15 protein-coding genes are annotated in these 18,955 nt (G+C 67.9%); 2 read left to right on the plus strand and 13 right to left on the minus strand.

Annotation, left to right across the window (positions count from 1 at the left end; genetic code table 11):
* Position 1 precedes the first annotated feature (1 nt).
* From lpdA to BZF57_RS04905, 3 genes are read right to left on the minus strand one after another with little or no spacing between them, the layout of a single operon-like run.
* Complete coding sequence (lpdA, locus tag BZF57_RS04895; RefSeq protein WP_086735254.1) at positions 2 to 1,414, minus strand: dihydrolipoyl dehydrogenase; 1,413 nt, start codon at positions 1,412 to 1,414, stop codon at positions 2 to 4.
* A gap of 22 nt (positions 1,415 to 1,436) precedes the next feature.
* Positions 1,437 to 1,814, minus strand: a complete 378-nt coding sequence (locus BZF57_RS04900; protein ID WP_086735256.1) for an acyl-CoA thioesterase — start codon at positions 1,812 to 1,814, stop codon at positions 1,437 to 1,439.
* Positions 1,815 to 1,818: 4 nt separating this feature from the next.
* Positions 1,819 to 3,240 carry a 2-oxo acid dehydrogenase subunit E2 gene (locus BZF57_RS04905; RefSeq protein WP_086735258.1) on the minus strand — a complete coding sequence of 474 codons (1,422 nt, stop codon included), beginning with the start codon at positions 3,238 to 3,240 and terminating at the stop codon, positions 1,819 to 1,821.
* Positions 3,241 to 3,390: 150 nt separating this feature from the next.
* On the opposite strand from BZF57_RS04905, the gene BZF57_RS04910 reads away from it, so the two are divergent.
* Positions 3,391 to 3,843: a universal stress protein gene (locus BZF57_RS04910; RefSeq protein ID WP_086735260.1), complete on the plus strand. Its 453-nt coding sequence runs from the start codon at positions 3,391 to 3,393 to the stop codon at positions 3,841 to 3,843.
* A 24-nt stretch (positions 3,844 to 3,867) separates the two neighbouring features.
* On the opposite strand, the gene rnr is transcribed toward BZF57_RS04910, so the two are convergent.
* From rnr to radA, 10 genes are all read right to left on the minus strand, one after another.
* Positions 3,868 to 6,174 (minus strand): ribonuclease R, encoded by a 2,307-nt coding sequence (gene rnr / locus BZF57_RS04915; RefSeq protein WP_240505857.1) that lies wholly within the window; start codon positions 6,172 to 6,174, stop codon positions 3,868 to 3,870.
* 132 nt (positions 6,175 to 6,306) lie between these two features.
* The gene (locus tag BZF57_RS04920) at positions 6,307 to 7,680 is read right to left on the minus strand and encodes a M28 family peptidase (protein WP_086735963.1); all 1,374 of its coding nucleotides are present in this window, start codon (positions 7,678 to 7,680) and stop codon (positions 6,307 to 6,309) included.
* Between the two features lie 114 nt (positions 7,681 to 7,794).
* Positions 7,795 to 9,339, minus strand: a complete 1,545-nt coding sequence (gene proS, locus BZF57_RS04925) for a proline--tRNA ligase (RefSeq protein ID WP_086735263.1) — start codon at positions 9,337 to 9,339, stop codon at positions 7,795 to 7,797.
* Positions 9,340 to 9,399: 60 nt separating this feature from the next.
* Complete coding sequence (phaR, locus tag BZF57_RS04930) at positions 9,400 to 9,978, minus strand: polyhydroxyalkanoate synthesis repressor PhaR (RefSeq protein ID WP_086735265.1); 579 nt, start codon at positions 9,976 to 9,978, stop codon at positions 9,400 to 9,402.
* Between the two features lie 90 nt (positions 9,979 to 10,068).
* Positions 10,069 to 11,121, minus strand: coding sequence for an alanine racemase (gene alr / locus BZF57_RS04935; RefSeq protein ID WP_086735267.1), 1,053 nt, complete (start codon positions 11,119 to 11,121; stop codon positions 10,069 to 10,071).
* Positions 11,122 to 11,123: 2 nt separating this feature from the next.
* Positions 11,124 to 12,425 (minus strand): hypothetical protein, encoded by a 1,302-nt coding sequence (locus tag BZF57_RS04940; protein ID WP_086735270.1) that lies wholly within the window; start codon positions 12,423 to 12,425, stop codon positions 11,124 to 11,126.
* A complete protein-coding gene (locus tag BZF57_RS04945; RefSeq protein ID WP_086735272.1) occupies positions 12,422 to 14,059 on the minus strand; it encodes an MFS transporter in 1,638 nt (545 codons plus the stop codon). Before BZF57_RS04945 ends, BZF57_RS04940 begins: the two co-directional genes overlap by 4 nt.
* 67 nt (positions 14,060 to 14,126) lie before the next feature.
* The gene (locus BZF57_RS04950) at positions 14,127 to 14,567 is read right to left on the minus strand and encodes an iron-sulfur cluster assembly scaffold protein (protein ID WP_206073193.1); all 441 of its coding nucleotides are present in this window, start codon (positions 14,565 to 14,567) and stop codon (positions 14,127 to 14,129) included.
* Between the two features lie 7 nt (positions 14,568 to 14,574).
* Positions 14,575 to 15,120, minus strand: a complete 546-nt coding sequence (locus tag BZF57_RS04955) for a CvpA family protein (RefSeq protein WP_086735274.1) — start codon at positions 15,118 to 15,120, stop codon at positions 14,575 to 14,577.
* Positions 15,121 to 15,131: 11 nt separating this feature from the next.
* Positions 15,132 to 16,499 carry a DNA repair protein RadA gene (gene radA / locus BZF57_RS04960; RefSeq protein WP_086735276.1) on the minus strand — a complete coding sequence of 456 codons (1,368 nt, stop codon included), beginning with the start codon at positions 16,497 to 16,499 and terminating at the stop codon, positions 15,132 to 15,134.
* A gap of 73 nt (positions 16,500 to 16,572) precedes the next feature.
* Between radA and BZF57_RS04965 the strand changes: the two genes are divergently transcribed.
* Entirely contained in the window at positions 16,573 to 18,888 is a 2,316-nt protein-coding gene (locus BZF57_RS04965) for a patatin-like protein (protein ID WP_086735278.1), read from the plus strand.
* Positions 18,889 to 18,955: the final 67 nt, after the last annotated feature.

Raw genomic sequence — 18,955 nt, forward strand, 5'->3', positions numbered from 1 at the left:
CTCAGAAGTGCAGCGCCCTCCCGTAGGCGTCGAGCACGCTTTCATGCATCATTTCGGACAGGGTCGGGTGCGGGAAGACGGTCTGCATCAGCTCGGCCTCGGTGGTCTCGAGGGTCTTGCCGACCGTGTAGCCCTGGATCAGCTCGGTCACTTCCGCGCCGACCATGTGCGCGCCGAGGAGCTCGCCGGTCTTGGCGTCGAACACGGTCTTGATGAAGCCCTCGGCCTCACCCAGCGCGATGGCCTTGCCGTTGCCGATGAAGGGGAAGTTGCCGACGCGGACGTCGTAGCCCGCTTCCTTCGCCTTGGCTTCGGTCATGCCGACGGATGCGACCTGCGGGTGGCAATAGGTGCAGCCCGGGATGTTGCTGCGGTTCAAGGGGTGCGGGTGGACTTCGGTGTTGCCCAGCTCCTTGGCGATGGCCTCGGCGGCAGTGACGCCCTCGTGGCTCGCCTTGTGCGCCAGCCAGGGCCCCGGAGTGCAGTCGCCGATGGCCCACAGGCCGGCGCTCTTGGTGCGGCCATAGGGGTCGATCTGGATGAAACCGCGGTCCATGTCGGCGAGCCCTTCGAGCCCGATGCCTTCCGTGTTGGGTACGATCCCGATGGCGACAATGACGTGGGTGAAGTCGCTGGTGGCCGACGCGCCCGCCTTGTCCTTGATGGTGGCGGTGATGCCCTTGTCGGAGACCTTGATCGCCTCGACCCCCGCGCCGGTCATGATGGTGATACCCTGCTTCTTGAGGCTCTTTTCGAGGAAGGTCGAGACGTCCGCGTCCTCCACCGGCACGATCCGGTCGAGCATCTCGACCACGGTCACGTCGCTGCCGAGGTCGTTGTAGAAGCTCGCGAATTCGATGCCAATGGCGCCCGACCCGATCACCAGCAGCTTGGCGGGCAGTTCGGCGGGGGTCATGGCGTGGCGGTAGGTCCACACGCGCTTGCCGTCCGCGGGCGCGAAGGGCAGATCGCGGGCGCGCGCGCCGGTGGCGACGATGATGTGCTTGGCGGCGAGCTGCTCCTCGCCCTTGTCCGACTTCACCGTCAGGCTGGTCGGCCCGGTCAGACGCCCCTCGCCCATGTGCACCGCGATCTTGTTTTTCTTCATCAGATGCGTGACGCCCTGATTGAGCTGCTTGGCAACCCCGCGGCTGCGCTTGACGATGGCGGCAAGGTCCGCCTCGATCTGTCCCGCAACCTTGAGGCCGTAGTCCCCCGCGTGCTGCATGTAGTGGAAGATCTCGGCCGAGCGCAGCATCGCCTTGGTCGGGATGCAGCCCCAGTTCAAACAGATGCCGCCGAGGTTCTCGCGCTCGACGATGGCGGTCTTGAGCCCGAGCTGCGCGCAGCGGATCGCCGCCACGTAGCCCCCGGGGCCCGAGCCCAGCACGATCACGTCATATTCAGTAGCCATTGTCCGATCCCGTCATTCGAATTCAGTTGTTTGATCCCGCAACCGCCCGCGGGCGGCCGTCCTCGTCCAGCAATACGAACCTGAAGGTGCCGCGCGCGACGGTCTGCGTCGCCTCGCCGTTGCGCTCGCGGGCGATGGCCTCGGCAGCGATGGTGAGCGAGGTGGTTCCGGTGGCGAGGACGTCGCAATAGACGCTGAGCTCGTCGCCGACCGCCATTGCGCCCGGAAAAGCGAAGTCGGTCGCGGCGACGACCACGGCCTTGCCCTTCCCCACCCGGCTCGCGAGCGAGCCAGCGCCGAGCGCCATCTGCGCCATCAGCCACCCGCCGAACACCCCGCCATAGGGGTTGGTGTCGGCCGGCATGGCGGTCGCCCTGATGGTGAGCTCGCCCGCGGGCATTGGACTAGACCACCAGCCCCATCGGGTTCTCGACCAGCTGCTTGATTGCCTCCATCAGCTGCGCGCCGTCGGCGCCGTCGATGGCGCGGTGGTCGAAGCTGCCCGAGGCATGGAGCACGGTTGCGACCTCGATCGCGCCGTTCACCACGTAGGGCGCCTGCTGCCCCGCCCCGACCGCGAGAATCATGCCCTGCGGCGGGTTGATCACCGCGTCGAACTGCTTGATCCCGTACATGCCGAGGTTCGAGAGGCTCGCGGTGCCGCCCTGGTATTCGTGCGGCATCAGCTTGCCGTCGCGCGCCTTGCCCGCGAGCGTCTTCATCTCGGTCGAGATCGCGGCGAGGCCCTTGGTGTCGGCGCTGGTGATGACCGGAGTGATCAGCCCCGAGGGCGCGGCGACCGCCACCGAGATGTCGGCGCGGCTGTAACGGCGCAGCGTATCGCCGTGGTAGCTGACATTGCACTGCGGCACGCGGATCAGCGCGCGGGCGAGCGCCTTGATGAGGAGGTCGTTGACCGAGAGCTTCACCCCGTCAGGCTCGAGCGACTTGTTGAGCTGTGCGCGCAGCTCGAGCAGCGGATCGAGGCGGATATCGATCGTGAGATAGAAGTGCGGTACCGTCTGCTTGCTCTCGGTGAGGCGGCGGGCGATGACTTTGCGGACGCCCGAGAGTTTCTCCTCGGCGAAAGGCGCGCCGCCTTCGATGGCGGGGGCGGGAGCGGGGGTCGCGGCAGGGGCAGGCGCGCTTGCGGCAGCCACCGGAGCCGCAGCGGGCGTGGCAGCGGCGGAGGGCGTGAAATTCTCGACGTCTTCCTTGACGATGCGGCCATTGGGGCCGGTGCCCTTGACCTGCGCCAGATCGATGCCCTTGTCCGCCGCGATCCGCTTGGCGAGCGGCGAGGCGACAATGCGCTCGCCCGAGGGGGCCGCAGCCGGAGCGGCAGGAGCAGGTGCAGCGACGGGCGTGCCGCCGCCGGCGCCAATCGCGGCCTCGACGTCTTCCTTGGTGATCTTGCCCTTGGGGCCGGTGCCGGTCAGCCCTGCAAGGTCGATGCCGTTGACCTCGGCGAGCTTGCGCGCGGTCGGGGTGGCGGCGGGGCCTTCAGCGGCAGGCGCCTCAACGGGAGCCTCGGCAGGCGCGCTCGCGGCGGGTGCGGGTGCAGGCGCAGGGGCCGCTTCCTCTCCCTCAACCGTCAGCCGCGCGATCACCGCGCCGACCTTCACGCCTTCGCTGCCTTCGGGGATGATGATCTCGGCGATCACGCCTTCATCGACCGCCTCGAACTCCATCGTCGCCTTGTCGGTCTCGATCTCGGCCATCACGTCGCCCGAGCGGACCGTATCGCCGACCTTGACCAGCCACTTGGCCAGCGTGCCTTCTTCCATGGTGGGCGACAAAGCCGGCATCCTGATGTCGAGGGCCATGATCCGTTGAAACTCCCGTAATCGATCCTTGGGGCTGTCTCTGGCCAATTCCCTAACGTCCGGCAAGGCCCCGAATCGTCAGGAAGCGGTCCGCTCTTGCCAATCCATACGAATGCATTGATACCCCGCGGCTGTAACGGGGCTGACACGATGCGCACATTCCTGGTCATCATCGACGAGAGCGAGGAAGCCACCGCCGCCCTGCGCTACGCCGCGCGCCGGGCCGCCGCCGTGGGGGGCGCGGTGCATCTGCTGGCGCTGGTGCCGCAGCAGAACTTCAGCGCTTTCGGCGCGGTGCAGGCCACGATCGAAGCCGAGGCGCGCGACCGGGCCGAGATGCTGGCGCACGGGGTTGCGGGCAATCTCTTCGCCGAAAGCGGGATCATGCCGACCATCTCGGTCAAGATCGGCCAGGGGCAGAAGATCGTCAGCCAGTTCCTTGCCGAGCATGACGAGGTCGGCGCGCTGGTGCTGGGTGCGGCCAAGGGCGGGAGCCCGGGGCCGCTGGTGACGCACTTCTCGGCCGCGGCGGGCAGCTTGCCCTGCCCGCTCTACATCGTTCCGGGCGATTACGACGAGACCGGCAAGCCGCTTCACACCTGAGACGGCGAGCGGCGCTTCAAAGCGCTACTTCTTGCGGCCCTGGTGGCGGATATTGCCCGGCCGCCCGCGCTTGCCGACCATGAACTTGCCCGCCTTCTTCGGCGCTCCGCCACCCGGCGCGCGCTTGCGCTCTTCAGGGCGGTTGCCGCGCGGTTCGATCACGCCGGCATCCTGATCGGGCAGCACGAACTTCAGCGATCCGGTCAGCGCATTGGCCTCCGCGAGGCGCAGCTTGAGCCGGTCGCCGGTGGCGTAGGTGGTGCCGCTGTCGGTGCCGACCAGCGCCTTGGCGGCCTCGTCATGGCGGAAGTACTCGCCGCCGAGGGTGGAGATCGGCACCAGTCCGTCCCCGCCGAGGCCGGTGATGGTGGCGAAGAAGCCGAAACTCTGCACGCCGGTGATGCGGGTGTCGAACACCTCGCCGACGCGGCCCGAGAGCCAGGCGGCAACATAGCGGTCGATGGTGTCGCGCTCGGCCTCCATCGCGCGGCGCTCGGTCTGGCTGATCGCGTCGCTGACCTGTTGCAGGCTGGCGCGGTCGCGGTCCGAGAGGCCGGAGGTGGCCGGGATCGACCCCGGCGGGGCGGGCTGTTCGAGCTTGTAGGCATCGACCAGCGCGCGGTGAACCAAGAGGTCGGAATAGCGGCGGATCGGCGAGGTGAAGTGGGCGTAGCTGCCGAGGCTCAGCCCGAAGTGCCCGGCATTGGCAGGTCCGTAATAGGCCTGCGTCTGGCTGCGCAGCACCGCCTCCATCACCAACGCGCGCTCGGCCTCGTCGGAGATATCCTTGAGCATCCGGTTGAACAGGCCGGGCGTCACCACCTGACCCAGCGCCAGCTTCTTGCCCATGGTGGCAAGGTAATCGCGCAGGGCGATCAGCTTCTCGCGGCTTGGCGGCTCGTGGATGCGGTAGACGACCGGCGCGGTCTTGGCCTCCAGCGCCTTGGCCGCCGCGACGTTGGCAGCGATCATGAAGTCCTCGACCACGCGGTGCGCATCGAGCCTTTCGCGGATGGCGATCTCGGCGATGCGGCCCTGCTCATCGAGCACCACGCGGCGTTCGGGCAGCTCCAGTTCGAGCGGATCGCGGGCATCGCGCGCGGCGGCGAGAGCGCGCCATGCGGCCCACAGGTTGGCGAGGTATTCGGGCGGATTGCCCGCGTTCACCGCCTTCTGCGCATCCTCATAAGCGATGTTGTGCGCGATCCGCACCAGCGCGCGGGTAAAGCGGTAGCTCGATACCTTGCCGTCGGCGTTGATGTGCAAGTGGCACGCCATCGCGGCGCGGTCCTCGCCCTCTTTGAGCGAGCACACGTCGGCGCTGAGCACCTCGGGCAGCATCGGCACCACGCGGTCCGGGAAATAGACCGAGTTGCCGCGTTTCCTCGCCTCGCGGTCGAGGGCGGAGCCGGGGCGGACGTAGAACGAGACGTCCGCGATGGCGACGAGCGCGTTGAACCCGCCCTGCCCATCCGGCTCGGCCCAGATCGCGTCATCGTGATCGCGCGCGTCGGCGGGGTCGATGGCGACAATCGGCAGGTGCCGCAAGTCCTCGCGCCCCTTGTCGGAGAGCTTCAGCTTCGCCGCGCGCGGGGCTTCTTCGAGCACCTCCTCAGGGAAGATGTGCGGGATGCCGTGCTTGGCGATGGCGATGAGGCTGAAGGAGCGCGGTGCGAGCGGATCGCCCACCACCTCGATCACCTTCACCCCGGCGCGCTCGGAGCGGCCGACGCGTTCGGCGATCACCAACTGGCCTTCCTCGGCGCTTCCGCGGTCGGCGATGGGGGCGGACTGCCGCACGCGCTTGTCGACGGGGGCGAGCCACGCCTTGCCGGTGCGGTCGATCTCGACGATCCCCATCAGCCCCTCGGTGCGCGCGGGGAGCTTCTTCATCACGTGGGCGATCCACGCGCCGTTTGCGGTCTCCTCGGTGCGGGCGAGCACACGGTCGCCGCGCTTCAGCGCCGGCGGGCGCTTCACCCCGGGCCGCGGGCGCGGTTCGCGGATGGTGAGGCGCGGCGGCTTGCCGGGGGCCTCGGGGTCCCAGTTATCGGGCTCGGCGACGAGGTCGCCATCATCGACATCGACGATCCGGAGCGTCGTCACCTTGGGCACCCCGCCCATGCGGTGGAACGCGCTCTTGGTGCCGTCGATCAGGCCCTCCTCGGCCATGTCCTTGAGCAGGGCCTTCAATTTGATCTTCTCCTGCCCCTTCAGCCCGAAGGCCTTGGCGATCTCGCGCTTGCCGGCGGGAATGTCGGAGGACTGGATGAAGTCGAGCACTTGGCTGCGGCTCGGCATCCCCTGAGGGAGCTTGGGAGGTTTGGGCATGAGTTATCCCCTACCCGATGAATTTCGTCATTGCGAGGAGCCTTTAGGCGACGCGGCAATCCATGGGCGAACCTGTCACCCGCCAGAGGGGTCGATCCATGGATTGCTTCGCTCCGCTCGCAATGACGAGGTTCATTCCTTGGCCACCGGCTCGAAGGCCCCGCCGGGGACCGCGCTGGCGACGGGGGAGCAATACTCGCCCGCGCAAGCCGCCACGCCGAACATCCAGTCGTCGCCACGCAATTTCAGGACCGCGGAGAGCTTGACCGGCTCCTTGTCTGGAAAATTCCGAAGGACATCGGCCATTTTCAGCACCATCGGACGCTGGCCGACAACAGCGGCGGCCCAGCTTGGGTCATCGGTGGGGCGCGCGAAGACCCTGTACTCGCTGGCACCGGCAGCCACTGTGAAGTCGAGCTGCGTATCCACCCGCACCGCTGCATCCACCTTGACCTTCGGCGGCATCGGCGCGCGCGCCAGCGCATCGAGGGCGCGCACATTCAGCTTCGTCACCCCGGCAAGATAGGCAAAGTCCATCTCGTCGATGGTGTCGCCGAACTTGGTGCCGTTCTCGGTCCGCAGGTCCTGGTGCTGGTGGTCGTAATCCTCGACCCCGACGGAAAAGCGGATCGCGGGGTAGCCCTTCTGGAGGAACGGCACCTGATCCCCGCCCCGTCCCATGCGGTCGGTGCGCCAGATCTGGCGGACTTGCAGCTCGTCGGGGTGCTTTGCCGCCAGCCCCGCCACCCAGCGCGAGAGGTTGCGGCTCGGCGTGTCGTTCTCTCCCCCGAAGCGCGTCTGCGCCGCCCGGAGCCGGTCGGTGAGATCGGCGCGCGGTCCTTCGGAAAAGACGCGCACCACCTTGGGCTCGCAATAGCCGTCGCTCCCGCAGGAATTGCCGACGATGTCGTTGTTGAGCACGGCCTTCACCGTGAAGCCCTGCGCCTCGGCCCAGTTGGCGAGGATCTGCCCGCCGTGGAGCCCTTGCTCCTCGCCCGAAAGCAAGGCGTAGATGATGGTGGTCGGATACTTCGCGCCCGAGAGCACCCGCGCCGCCTCGATCACCAGCGCGGTGCCGCTGCCGTCGTCGTTGGCACCGGGTGCGTCCGAGGTCGCGTCCATCACGTCGGTGACGCGGCTGTCGATGTGGCCCTGCACGATCACGACCTCGTTCGGCCGCTCGCTGCCGCGCTGGATCGCGACCGCGTTGCGCACCAGTGTCGGGGTGGGAACGCGCGGGCCGGTGACGGTCTCGCCCACGGGCAGCACTTCGAGGCATCCGCCGCACTTCGCGCCGATGCGCTTGAACTCCGCCAGTCCCCAGTCGACCGCCGCGCCGATCCCGCGCTCGGGATGGGTCTGCGAGGACAGGGTGTGGCGGGTGCCGAAGCTGACGAGCTTGGCGACGTCTTTCTCCAGCCTTTCGGCGGAGACCTTATCGGCGGGGTTGCTCTGGGCGGAAAGCGGGGCGGCCGCGAGGGAAGCGAGGAGGATCAGTTTGCGCATGCCGGCCTTGTCGCGTTCCGCCCTCGCAAACGCAACCCTTGTCATCCCCGCGCAAGCGGGGATCCAGCTTGTTCTTGAGGGAGCTGGACCCCCGCCTTCGCGGGGGTGACGAACCTAGTAAGCCCGCGCCACCAGAATGCGCTCCACGGCGGGCGCGGCGGTAAAGATGCAGGTGCCACTCGCAGGTTCCGCCTCGCGCGGTACGTTGCGGATCGTCAGCTTCACCGCCTTCAGCTTTTCGACCACGGCTTCGAGCGCCACGCCGGTGGGCTTGGCCCACTCGACCTCGACCCAGCCGGGGTATTTGCCGCCCTTGTCGAAGTGATCGACGACCGCTTGCCATTCGGTCACGCCGCGGGTGATATTGGCATCGCGCCGCGCCTTGGCCTCTTCATAGAGGCCCACTTGGATCGCTTCGAGCACCGCACCCACCTCGGCCACGAAGTCGCCGTGTGCGGGATAGGTGAAGGCGGGCTTGCCGTTGGCCGCGTTCCACAGCTGGTCGCGGCGCAGAACCGCGATCTTGCCTTCGGCCATGTCGCGCGGGCCGACCTCGATGATGACGGGCGCGCCCTTACGCACCCAGTCCCAGCGCTTGGCGGCGGCCTTGCCGGGCTTGGTGTCGAGCAGCACACGCACCCGTTCGCCCAGCGCGATCTGGCTGGCGAGCGCAGCGCGCACGGTTTCGCAATAGGCGATCAGCTCCGCGTCTTCCGGAGCCTCGCGCAGCATCGGGATGATCACGATCTGCTGCGGCGCGATGGCAGGCGGCACGCGCAGGCCGTCGTCGTCGCCGTGGGTCATGATGACGCCCCCGATCATGCGGGTCGAGACGCCCCAGCTGGTCGTGTGGCAATATTGCTGCGTGCCCTCGCGGTCCTGGAACTGGATGCCCGCCGCATGGGCGAAGTTGTTGCCGAGGTAGTGCGAGGTGCCCGCCTGAAGCGCCTTGCCGTCCTGCATCATCGCTTCGATCGACCAGGTCTCGACCGCGCCGGGGAAGCGCTCGTTCTCCGGCTTCTCGCCCGCGATCACGGGGAGCGCGAGGTCATCCTCGGCGCAGGCGCGGTACATTTCCAACGCGCGGTGCGTTTCGGCCAGCGCGTCCTCGCGGGTCTCGTGCGCGGTGTGGCCTTCCTGCCAGAGGAATTCGCTGGTGCGCAGGAACATCCGCGTGCGCATCTCCCAGCGCACGACGTTGGCCCACTGGTTGGTGAGCAGCGGCAGATCGCGCCACGATTGCACCCAGCGTGCCATCGCATCGCCGATTATCGTTTCCGAGGTCGGCCGAACCACCAGCGGCTCTTCGAGCTTGGCTTCGGGATCGGGGATCAGGCCGCCCTTGCCGTCGGCGATCAGGCGGTGATGGGTGACCACCGCCATCTCCTTGGCGAAGCCCTCGACATGCTCGGCCTCGCGGGTGAAGTTGGCGAGCGGGATGAAGAGCGGGAAATAGCAGTTCTGCACACCCGCGGCCTTGATCCGGTCGTCCATCAGGCGCTGGATGCGTTCCCAGATGCCGTAGCCCCACGGCTTGATCACCATGCAGCCGCGCACGCCCGACTCCTCGGCGAGGTCGGCGGCGGAGATCACTTCCTGATACCACTTGGCAAAGTCGTCTTCGCGCTTGACGGTGAGCGCGTGGCGGATCTGGGACACGGGTGCTGGCTTCCTGCTTGAACTGTTGCGGCTGCTGCCGCGGCGCGCGGGCGCTAGGCGTTATTTGCCGAGTTCGTCCAGCTTCTTTTGCATCGCCGCCATCTGTTCGCGCAGCGCGGCAAGCTCACCCGAGGTGTCGGCAGCGGGCTTTGCCGGAGCCTTGTCCTTGGCCTTGCCGAGGCCCGGCATGAACACATCGGCCGCGGCGCGCATCATCGCCATGTTGGTCTCGTGGATCGCGGCGAAGGGCGTCGCGCTGATGCCCTTTTCGAAGGCTTCGCGGATCTTCGACTGGTTGTCGCGGAAATTGGCCATGCTGGCTTCGAGATACGACGGCATCAGCGCCTGTATCGAATTGCCGTACATGCCGATCAGTTGGCGCAGGAAGCTGACGGGGAGCATCTGCTGGCCGCCGCTAGCCTCTTCATCCATGATGATCTGGGTCAGGATCTGGTGGGTGATGTCATCCCCGGTCTTGGCGTCGAGCACCTGGAACTCGACATTCTCGCGCACCATCTTGGCGAGGTCTTCCAACGTGATGTAGCTGGAGGATGCGGTGTTGTAGAGGCGCCGGTTGGCGTATTTCTTGATGATGATGGCATCGCCTTCCGTGCCGGATGCCGCCTTTGTCCTGACCATCGCTCTGTGACCCCGCGTTATTGATTTAACTTTCGCTAGGTCACCTTAGCACCTGCACAAGCTGCGGTGCAACAACAACGGTTAAACCGGCTAGGCTCCCCTTAACCGACGGCCCAGAACCGTGAGCATTTCATACGGCGACAGAGTGTTTTGCTGCGCAGCATCGGCAATGTTCCATGGCACCTCGATCCAGTCACCCGGCCCCAGATCGGGTGCGGCTGCGAGATCGGTGACGACCATGTCCATCGACACCTTGCCGAGGATCGGCAGCGGGCGGCCTTGATGGAGCAGGGCATTGCCGGGGCCGCGGCTGCGAAGAAAACCGTCGGCATAGCCGATCGACACGGTGCCGACGCGCATCGGGGTGTTGGCGATGAAGGTGCCGTTATAGCCCACCGCATCGCCCGGCGCGAGCTGGCGGCACTGGATAATCTGCGCCTCGACCCGCGCGACCTGCCGGATATGCCCCTCGAGCTCGGCCCGCGGAACGCCGCCGTAGAGCGCAAGGCCCGGGCGGGTGACATCGAAGGCGAAGGCCTCGCCCAGTGCGATCCCCGCGCTGTTGGCAAGGCTGAGGCGCTGGTGGGCGATGCTGTCGGCAGCCTCGCGCAGCAGCTCGGCCTGCATCCGGTTCATCGCCGTGGTCTCGTCCGCGCTGGCGAGGTGGCTCATCAGGATGTCGATTGCGAGCCCGCCGATCACCGGATCGCCCGATTCGCCGAGGGAAATGCCGAGCCGGTTGATGCCGGTGTCGACCATCAGGTGACACCGCCCTCCCCCGCTCGCCTGCCACAGCCGCGCCTGATCGAGCGAGTTGATCACCGGCACCGCGCCGATGCTGCGGGCATAGGCGCAATCGGCTTCGGACAGGACGCCGTGCAGAACCGCGATCCGGTCGGCCGGGACATGGGCGGCGACCCCCGCGACCTCGCTCCAGTGAGCGACGAAGAAGGTCTCGCACCCCGCATCGCGCAGCACGGGCACGCAGGTATCGACGCCGAGCCCGTAGGCGTCGGCCTTCACCGCGGCACCCGCGCTGGCGGCGCCCGACAGCGCGTCGAGCGCCCGCCAGTTGGCGGCGAGGGCATCGGTATCGACAGTAAGGCGCAGGCTGGGAGGTGGCTGCGGGGTATCAGGGTGCATCGCTATTCCTCTCCCGCGCGCTCCGGCCACCATGCGCGCAGCGCCGGCCGGTAGCTTTCGGGGAGCTCGCGATAATCGGGTGCGAATTCGGCGGCAAGAGCCGCGCGGAGCGGCGCGTCGAGGCGGCGGTGACCGATCATCGAGCGGCCATGCTCCTGAAATTCGAGCCATAGCACGGACAGCGGCCCTGGCTGCTCCCTGCGCCAGGCGGCGGCATAACCCTCCATGTCGCCGAGGCACTTGTACATCCTGAACTTGATCGAGGCGTTCGATCTGGTCCAGCCGACATAGGGATCGACCGGCCCGCGGCGGAAGGAATTGACGACACGGATATAGGGGGCGGCAGCGGATGCGCCAGCCACGCCGTTCTGGGCGCAGGCCGCGATCCAGCTGAATTCGCGGATGCTGCCGGGGATCTGGTAGCGTTCGGGCTGGATCCGGCCCGGATCGATGCCTTTTGCGAAGGGCGCGATCACCGCCAGCGCCTCGGCGCTGCGGCCGGCCTCGGCAAGCAGCGCGCCGAGGTTGGTGACGGGGTTGGCGCGGTAATCCTCGTCGAGCGGATATTGCTCGAGCAGCCGTGCGAGCAGGTCCGCCCCCGCCGAAGGTCCGTTGGCATAGGCTTCGAGGTTGGCAATCCGCCCGATCAGGAGCGAAATCTCGAAGCCGTATTCGACCTCGCGCTTCTTCCGTCCCTTGGCCTTGCCCGCAGCCTCGAGCGCGGCGAGCCGCACCAGCTCGGCCTCCACCAGCGCGCGGGCGCGATCGTGATCACCCGCCGCGCTCGCGGTGCGCGAGGCGGCGAAGACCGCGGCCGCCGCCGGGTCCATCTGCGCGGAATAGGGATAGGCCGCCAGGGCCACATCGAGCGGCGTGCGGCGCACTTCGTCGCGCAGGCGCTCTAGATCGCTTCCCCAGCGCGCCTCGGCAGCGGGCCACAGGGGTGCGAAGGGTTTGAAGGCCATGAACACCAGCGCATCGTCGGTGCTCGTGACGGGGATGGCGAGCGCTGCCTTGTACTGGTCGATGCACAGCACGAGGCTGGCAGGCCCGTCGGGATCGTCGGCAAAGCCGATGCGCGTGCCGGGTGGCAGCTGGGGGATGCCCTCGCTCACCGTTTCCCCGCCGCAGAAGCGGGCGAACAGGGCCAGCTCCGAGAGCTGGATAAAGGTCGGCACGGGGCTCGATGCAGGCGGCGGAGGCACCGCCTTGACCGTAGGCTCGGGCGAGGTCAGTTGCGCCGCGACAGGCGCCGCCGCACAGGCGAGCGCCGCCACAACGCTGGCCAGACCCTTGCGGATCACGCCGTCCCCTCGTCGAAATCCTTGGGCGGGCCGCCGGGGATGCCCCACCACGCGACCAGCAGTCCGAATGCGACCACCGTCCAGGTGTACCACAGCCCCGCGTAGATATCCCCGGTCCGCGCCACGATCACGCCCGCGATCAGCGGCAGGAACCCGCCGAGATAGCCCGCGCCGATGTGGTAGGGGATCGACATCGAGGAATAGCGGATGCGCGGCGGGAACATCTCGCTCAGCAGCGCCGCAACCGAGCCATAGGTCAGCGCCGAGAGCATCCCGAGCGCGAGCAGCACGCCGACGATGCCGATCACCTGCCCGGCGGGCGGGCTTTGTTTGGCAAAGTCGAAACCGTAGGCCGCGAGCCCCTCCTGCACGCCCTTCTTGCGCGCCGCCCCGTCCTTGAGCCACGCGGGATCGATGGTGACCGGGTTGCCGCCCGCCGTGATCGCCAGTTCCCCGCCCGGCTTCAGCGTGTAGGCCACGCCCGAGGCGGTCAGCGTCTCGAGCAGCTTGCCGCAATCGGTCTGGTCGCGCTTGAACAGTTCGGCGAAGGGATCGGTCTCGCAGGCCGGGCCGCTCACGACGATCGGCGTGCGCTCGGCCGCCTCGGCGAGCTTGGGGTTGGCGAAGCTCCCCATCAGCCAGAACAGCGGGAACAGCAGCACCAGCGTCAGCGCCGAGCCGATGATAATCGGCAGCTTGCGGCCCACGCGGTCGGACCATTTGCCGATGATCACGTAGAAACTCATCACGATCAGGCCCGAGACCAGCAGCACCAGCTCGGTCGTCACGTCATCGACATGCATCGGCCCGCGCAGGAAGCTCATCGCCGAGAAGAAGCCAGTGTACCAGATCGTTGTCAGGATGCCGGTGATCCCGAACAGCGCGACGAACAGCCGCTTGGGGTTGCCGGGATAGGTCATGCTCTCGACGAAGGGATTGCCCGAGGTCTCGCCGGCCGCCTTCATAGCCTGGAAGACAGGGCTCTCCGACAGCTTCAGCCGCATCCACAGCGAGATCGCGAGCAGCGCGATCGAGAGCAGGAAGGGCACGCGCCAGCCCCATGCGTTGAACGCCTCGGTCGGGATCAGCGCGCGGCAGGCGATGACGACGATGATCGAGAGGACAAAGCCTCCCGCCACGCTCGCCTGGATGAAGCTGGTGTAGAAGCCGCGCTTTTCGGGCGGGGCGTGTTCGGCGACATAGATGGCCGCGCCCCCGTATTCGCCGCCCAGTGCAAGCCCCTGGATCACGCGCAGCAGGATGACGATGATGGGCGCGGCGATGCCGATGGTGTCGATCGTCGGGATCAGACCCACGCCGGCCGTGGCAATCCCCATCAGGGTGACGGTGACGAGGAAGGTGTATTTGCGCCCCAGCCTGTCGCCCAGAAAGCCGAACAGCACCGCGCCCAGCGGGCGGAAGGCAAAGCCGACCGCGAAGGTCGACCACACCAGCAGCAGGCCCAGCGTCTCGTTGTCGGTGGCGTAGAAGGCGTCCTTCAGGATGTAGGCGAGCGTGCCGTAGATGAAGAAATCGTACCATTCGAAGATGGTGCCGGCGGACGATGCCCCGATCACCAGCCGGATTTCCTTGTCGGACGGCTCGCGGTCAGCGAGCGCCTGCGCCTCTGCCATGTCCCTTGTGTCCCCTTTGCCGGTGCCCCGTGATGTGCGGGGACGGTCTCTCTCTCGGCCCCAGTCCCTAGCGCGCGTCACCGGCTTGCGAAAGCGCCTCGCGCGCGGCCTTCCACGGCAATAGCAGCGCCCCGTGCCGCCCGGGGTGATCGAGCGCCGGGGCGAGCGCCGCGATGCCCGGCCATGCGGGCAGGTCGCCCTCGCCCGCGAGCCACTTCTCGAGCGCGTTGGCGGTGGCGATGACGCTCCCCGGATTGTCGCCCCGCACCGAGCGGGCGAGCAGCGCGGCGGAAGCCTGTCCGATGGCGCAGGCGCTGACTTTCATCCCGATGTCCGACACGAGGCCGCGATCATCCAACGCAAGCCCGAGCGCGATCACACTGCCGCAGCTGCGCGAGCGGGCCTCGGCGCGCAGCGGCAGATCGTCAGCCAGCTGAAACTCCGCGAGGCCCGTCGCCAGCGCGAGCAATTCGGGCGTGTAGAGCTTCGACGAGACGCGCGCAGTCACCGGCGGATCACTTCTTGAAGCGCCTCGCTGCGGCCTCCCGCGCCTCGTTCTCGCCGCGCAGACGGTCGCGCCGGATGCCGATTTCGGGCAGCAGCTGGCGCGAGAAGGCATCGGCCGCAGGGTAGGTGCGCGCATTGGTGATCCACAGCGGGCGGCCGGTGTAGCCCCACTTGTCATCGAAGCCCGTCACCAGCAGGGCAAAGGCGAAGACCGCGATCAGCGCGCCTTTGAGGCCGCCGAAGCCGAAGCCCAGCACCCGGTCGACCGGCCCCAGCACCGCACCATCCGACGCACCGCTCGCCGTGCCCATGATGACCTTCATCGCCGCATAGGGGATGAGGAGAAGCAGCACGAAGGCGAAGAGCGAGACCGCAGGCTCTGCGCGGTAGAAATAGCGCAGGCCCTCGGCCAGCTGCGGGTGGAGGAAATGGACCGCGAAGGCCGCCATGATCCACGCAGCGAGGCTCAGCACCTCCTGCACCAGACCGCGCATGAAACCGCCCACTGCCGCAACGATGACAATGATGCCGATGATAAGATCGAGGATCGCCATATGGCCGAAGGTTAAGCGCTGCCCATCACCTGGTCAACGACGTTCGCAAGTGCAGCAAGTCCGCGGTAATCCGCGCCCCTCTCGCCGTTCGCGCCGCCGGCCGGGCCATAGCAACGGGCAAAGCCAAGCTTGGCCGCCTCGCGCAGGCGCAGCGGGGCATGGGCGACGGGGCGGATCTCGCCGGCAAGGCTGACCTCGCCGAACCACGCCGTCTTGTCGGGCAGCGCACGGTCGGCCAGCGCCGAGACCAGCGCGGCAGCCACCGCTAGGTCGGCGGCGGGGTCGGTCAGGCGGTAGCCCCCGGCGATGTTGAGATAGACTTCGGCCGAGGAAAAATTGAGCCCGCAGCGCGATTCCAGCACGGCGAGCAGCATGGCGAGGCGCCCGCTGTCCCACCCCACCACCGCCCGGCGCGGGGTCGCACCCGATTGCAGGCGCACGATAAGTGCCTGGATTTCCACCAGCACCGGCCGCGTACCCTCGAGCGCCGGGAACACCGCAGACCCCGCCAGCGGCGTTTCGCGGCCCGAGAGGAACAGGAGCGAGGGGTTGGCGACCTCCTCCAGGCCTTCCGTGGCCATTGCGAAGACCCCGATCTCGTCGACCGCGCCGAAGCGGTTCTTCAATGCGCGCAGGATGCGGTATTGGTGCGAGCGTTCGCCCTCGAAGCTCATCACCACATCGACCATGTGTTCGAGCACGCGGGGTCCCGCGATGGTGCCGTCCTTGGTGACGTGGCCGACGAGGACCAGCGCGCAGCCGCTCTCCTTGGCGTAGCGGATCAGTTCGAGCGCGCAGCCGCGCACCTGCGAGACCGTGCCGGGCGCGCCCTCGATGGTGTCGGAATGCATCGTCTGGATCGAATCGATCACCAGCAGCGCGGGCGGCTCGCCCTGCCCCAGCGTCGTGAGGATATCGCGCACAGAGGTTTCGGACGCGAGCCGGATCGGCGCATCGGCCACCCCCATGCGGGCGGCACGCAGGCGTACCTGCCCCGCCGCTTCCTCACCGCTGACATAGACCACGTCATTCCCGCCGCGCGCGATGGTCGCCGCGGTCTGGAGCAGCAGGGTCGATTTGCCGATGCCCGGGTCGCCGCCCAGCAGCACTGCCGAGCCGGGCACAAGGCCGCCGCCCAGCGCGCGGTCGAATTCGGCAAGACCCGTCGACTTCCTCACAGGCAGCGTCGTGGGTGCATTCAGCGGCTCGAACGCCACCGCCCGCCCCCCGCTCGACAGGTCGTGCTTCTGCGAGAACACCGTCGCGGGCACATCCTCGACCAGCGTGTTCCACTGCCCGCAATCGGCGCATTGCCCCTGCCAGCGGTGCGAGACCGAGCCGCATTCCTGACACACGTAACGACGCTTCGTTTTTGCCATAAGTCCGTGCCATATCGAGAACAGATGACGAACGCAATTGCATTGCGCCTGTCCGGCGCGCTAGACACTAGCCATGCGCCAGAAGGAATTGCGCCTTGCTCTCGTGTGTTACGGCGGGGTCAGCCTGGCGGTCTACATGCACGGGATCACCAAGGAGGTCTGGCACCTTGCGCGGGCGAGCCGGGCGTTCCATCATCCTGCCGCTGTCCAGCTTGACGGCGTGGCGGCGGCCTATCGCGATTTCCTCGGCGTGATCGAAGCGCAGCACGGGCTGAGGGTGCGGGTGCTGCCCGATATCCTCACCGGCGCGAGCGCGGGCGGCATCAACGCCGTATTCCTCGCGCAGGCGATCCATAGCGGGCACAGCCTCGAGCCGCTGACCGATCTGTGGCTGATGAACGCCGATGTGAGCGAACTGACCGATCCCGAGGCCGAGCCGATGTGGCGCTATGCCAAGCTGTGGGCGCAGCCGATCGCAGAATGGTTCCTCTCGCGCCCCGGCAATGCGGTGAGCGCCACGGTCTCGCCCGAAACGCGGGCCGAGGTGCGGGCGAAAGTCTCGAGGCTGGTGCGCGGGCGGTGGTTCAGCCCACCCTTCTCCGGCGCGCGCTTTTCGGGGATGCTCTACGAGGCGTTGATGCGCATGGCCGAGGAGGGCGACAACATCCCGCTGCTCCCCGCCGGGTACCCGATCGACCTCGCCGTGACCGCGACCGATTTCCGCGGCCATGCCGAAACGCTGCGGCTGAACTCGCCCCCGCAGGTCGAGGAGACCGAGCACCGCCTGCCGATCACCTTCCGCGCGCGGGTGGCCGAACGCGCGGGCACGATGCTGGGTGATCCGATGGAGCTGGTGCTCGCCGCCCGCGCCACGGCGAGCTTCCCCGGAGCCTTCCCCCCGCTCACCCTCGCCGAGATCGACGCGCTCGCCGACGCGGAAGGGCACCACTGGGAAAGCCGCGGGGCCTTCCTCAAGCGGGTGATGCCGACCCATGTCGCGCACGGCACGGTGGACGAGGTCGCGCTGATCGACGGGGCGGTGCTGGTCAACGCGCCCTTCGGTGCCGCGCTTGCCGCGCTCTATGGCCGCCCCGCCCAGCGCGAGGTCGACCGGCGCTTCGTCTATCTCGACCCCCGCCCCGAAGGCGCCGCGCCCACCGCCGCGATGCGCGCGCGGGGCATCGGCTTCTTCGGTGCGATCTTCGGCTCGCTTTCGACCATCCCGCGCGAACAGCCGATCCGCGACGATCTCGAACGGATCGAGCAGCAATCGCGCGATGCGGCGCGGCTGAAGCGCATCGTCATGGAATTGCAGGGCGATATCGACCGCGCGGTGGAAAAGCTGTTCGGCTACACATTCCTGCTCGACCGCCCCACGCCCAAGCGGCTTGCCGGTTGGCGCGCGAAGGCGCAGCAGGCCGCAGCCGAGCGCGCGGGCTATGCCTTCGGGGCCTATGCCCTCACCAAGTTCGAAGGGATCCTCGACCAGCTCGCGCGGCTGACGCTCAAGGCGGCAGGGCAGCCGATGGCCGACACCGCGCCGCTGGTCCACGCCCTGCGCTGCGAGCTCGAGGCGCGGGGCCTCGTGCAGGTCACCGACATCAACGGCGGCGCCAACCCGGCGGCGATTGCCTTCTTCCGCGCGCACGACACGGGCTTCCGCATCCGCCGCCTGCAGCTCCTCGCCCGCAAGCTGGCGCGCGACTGGCAGGTGGGCGGCGAGGTCGCCGAGGACGCGCTCGACCGTGCGCGCGACCGGCTCTACGAAATCCTCGCGCTCTACTACAACGCCGACGAGGACGTGCTGCACGTGCCCCGCTTCCGCGAGCTGGCGGTGGATGCGATCGCGCACCCGGGCGCGGTGCTCGATTTCCTCGCCACCCAGCGATTGCTTCCGGCGACGGATCTGCGCGCCGAGGAAATGCTGATCGATGCGCTTGAGGACATGCCCAAGGATCTGAAGCGGCGGATGCTGCTGACCTATCTGGGCTTCCCCTTCTACGACGTCGCCACCCTCCCTCTGTCGCGGCGCGAGGGGCTCGACGAGTTCAACCCGGTCAAGATCGACCGCATCTCGCCCGACGATGCGCTCAGCATCCGCGAGGGCGGCACGGCGGCGACGCTGCGCGGCATCGAGTTCTACAATTTCGGCGCCTTCTTCAGCCGCGACTACCGCGAGAACGACTATCTGTGGGGCCGCCTCCACGGAACGGAGCGGATGATCGACCTGCTCGCCTCGACGGTCAGCGGCGGGATGTCGGCCGAGGCCCAGCGTCAGGGCAAGCGCGCAGCCTTCCTCGCGGTGCTGGACGAAGAGGAGGCCGCCGGACGCTGCCAGCGGGGCCTGCTCGACCAGATCCGCTTGGAGGTGCGGGAGAAGCTGGGTTAGGCGCTCCCCGTTTGCGTCGAACGAAGTCGAGACACCTGTATAAGGGCCTCTCGACTACGCTCGAGGC

The sequence above is a fragment of the Erythrobacter colymbi genome, assembly GCF_002155685.1.
In the GTDB taxonomy this organism is placed as follows: Bacteria; Pseudomonadota; Alphaproteobacteria; order Sphingomonadales; family Sphingomonadaceae; genus Erythrobacter; species Erythrobacter colymbi.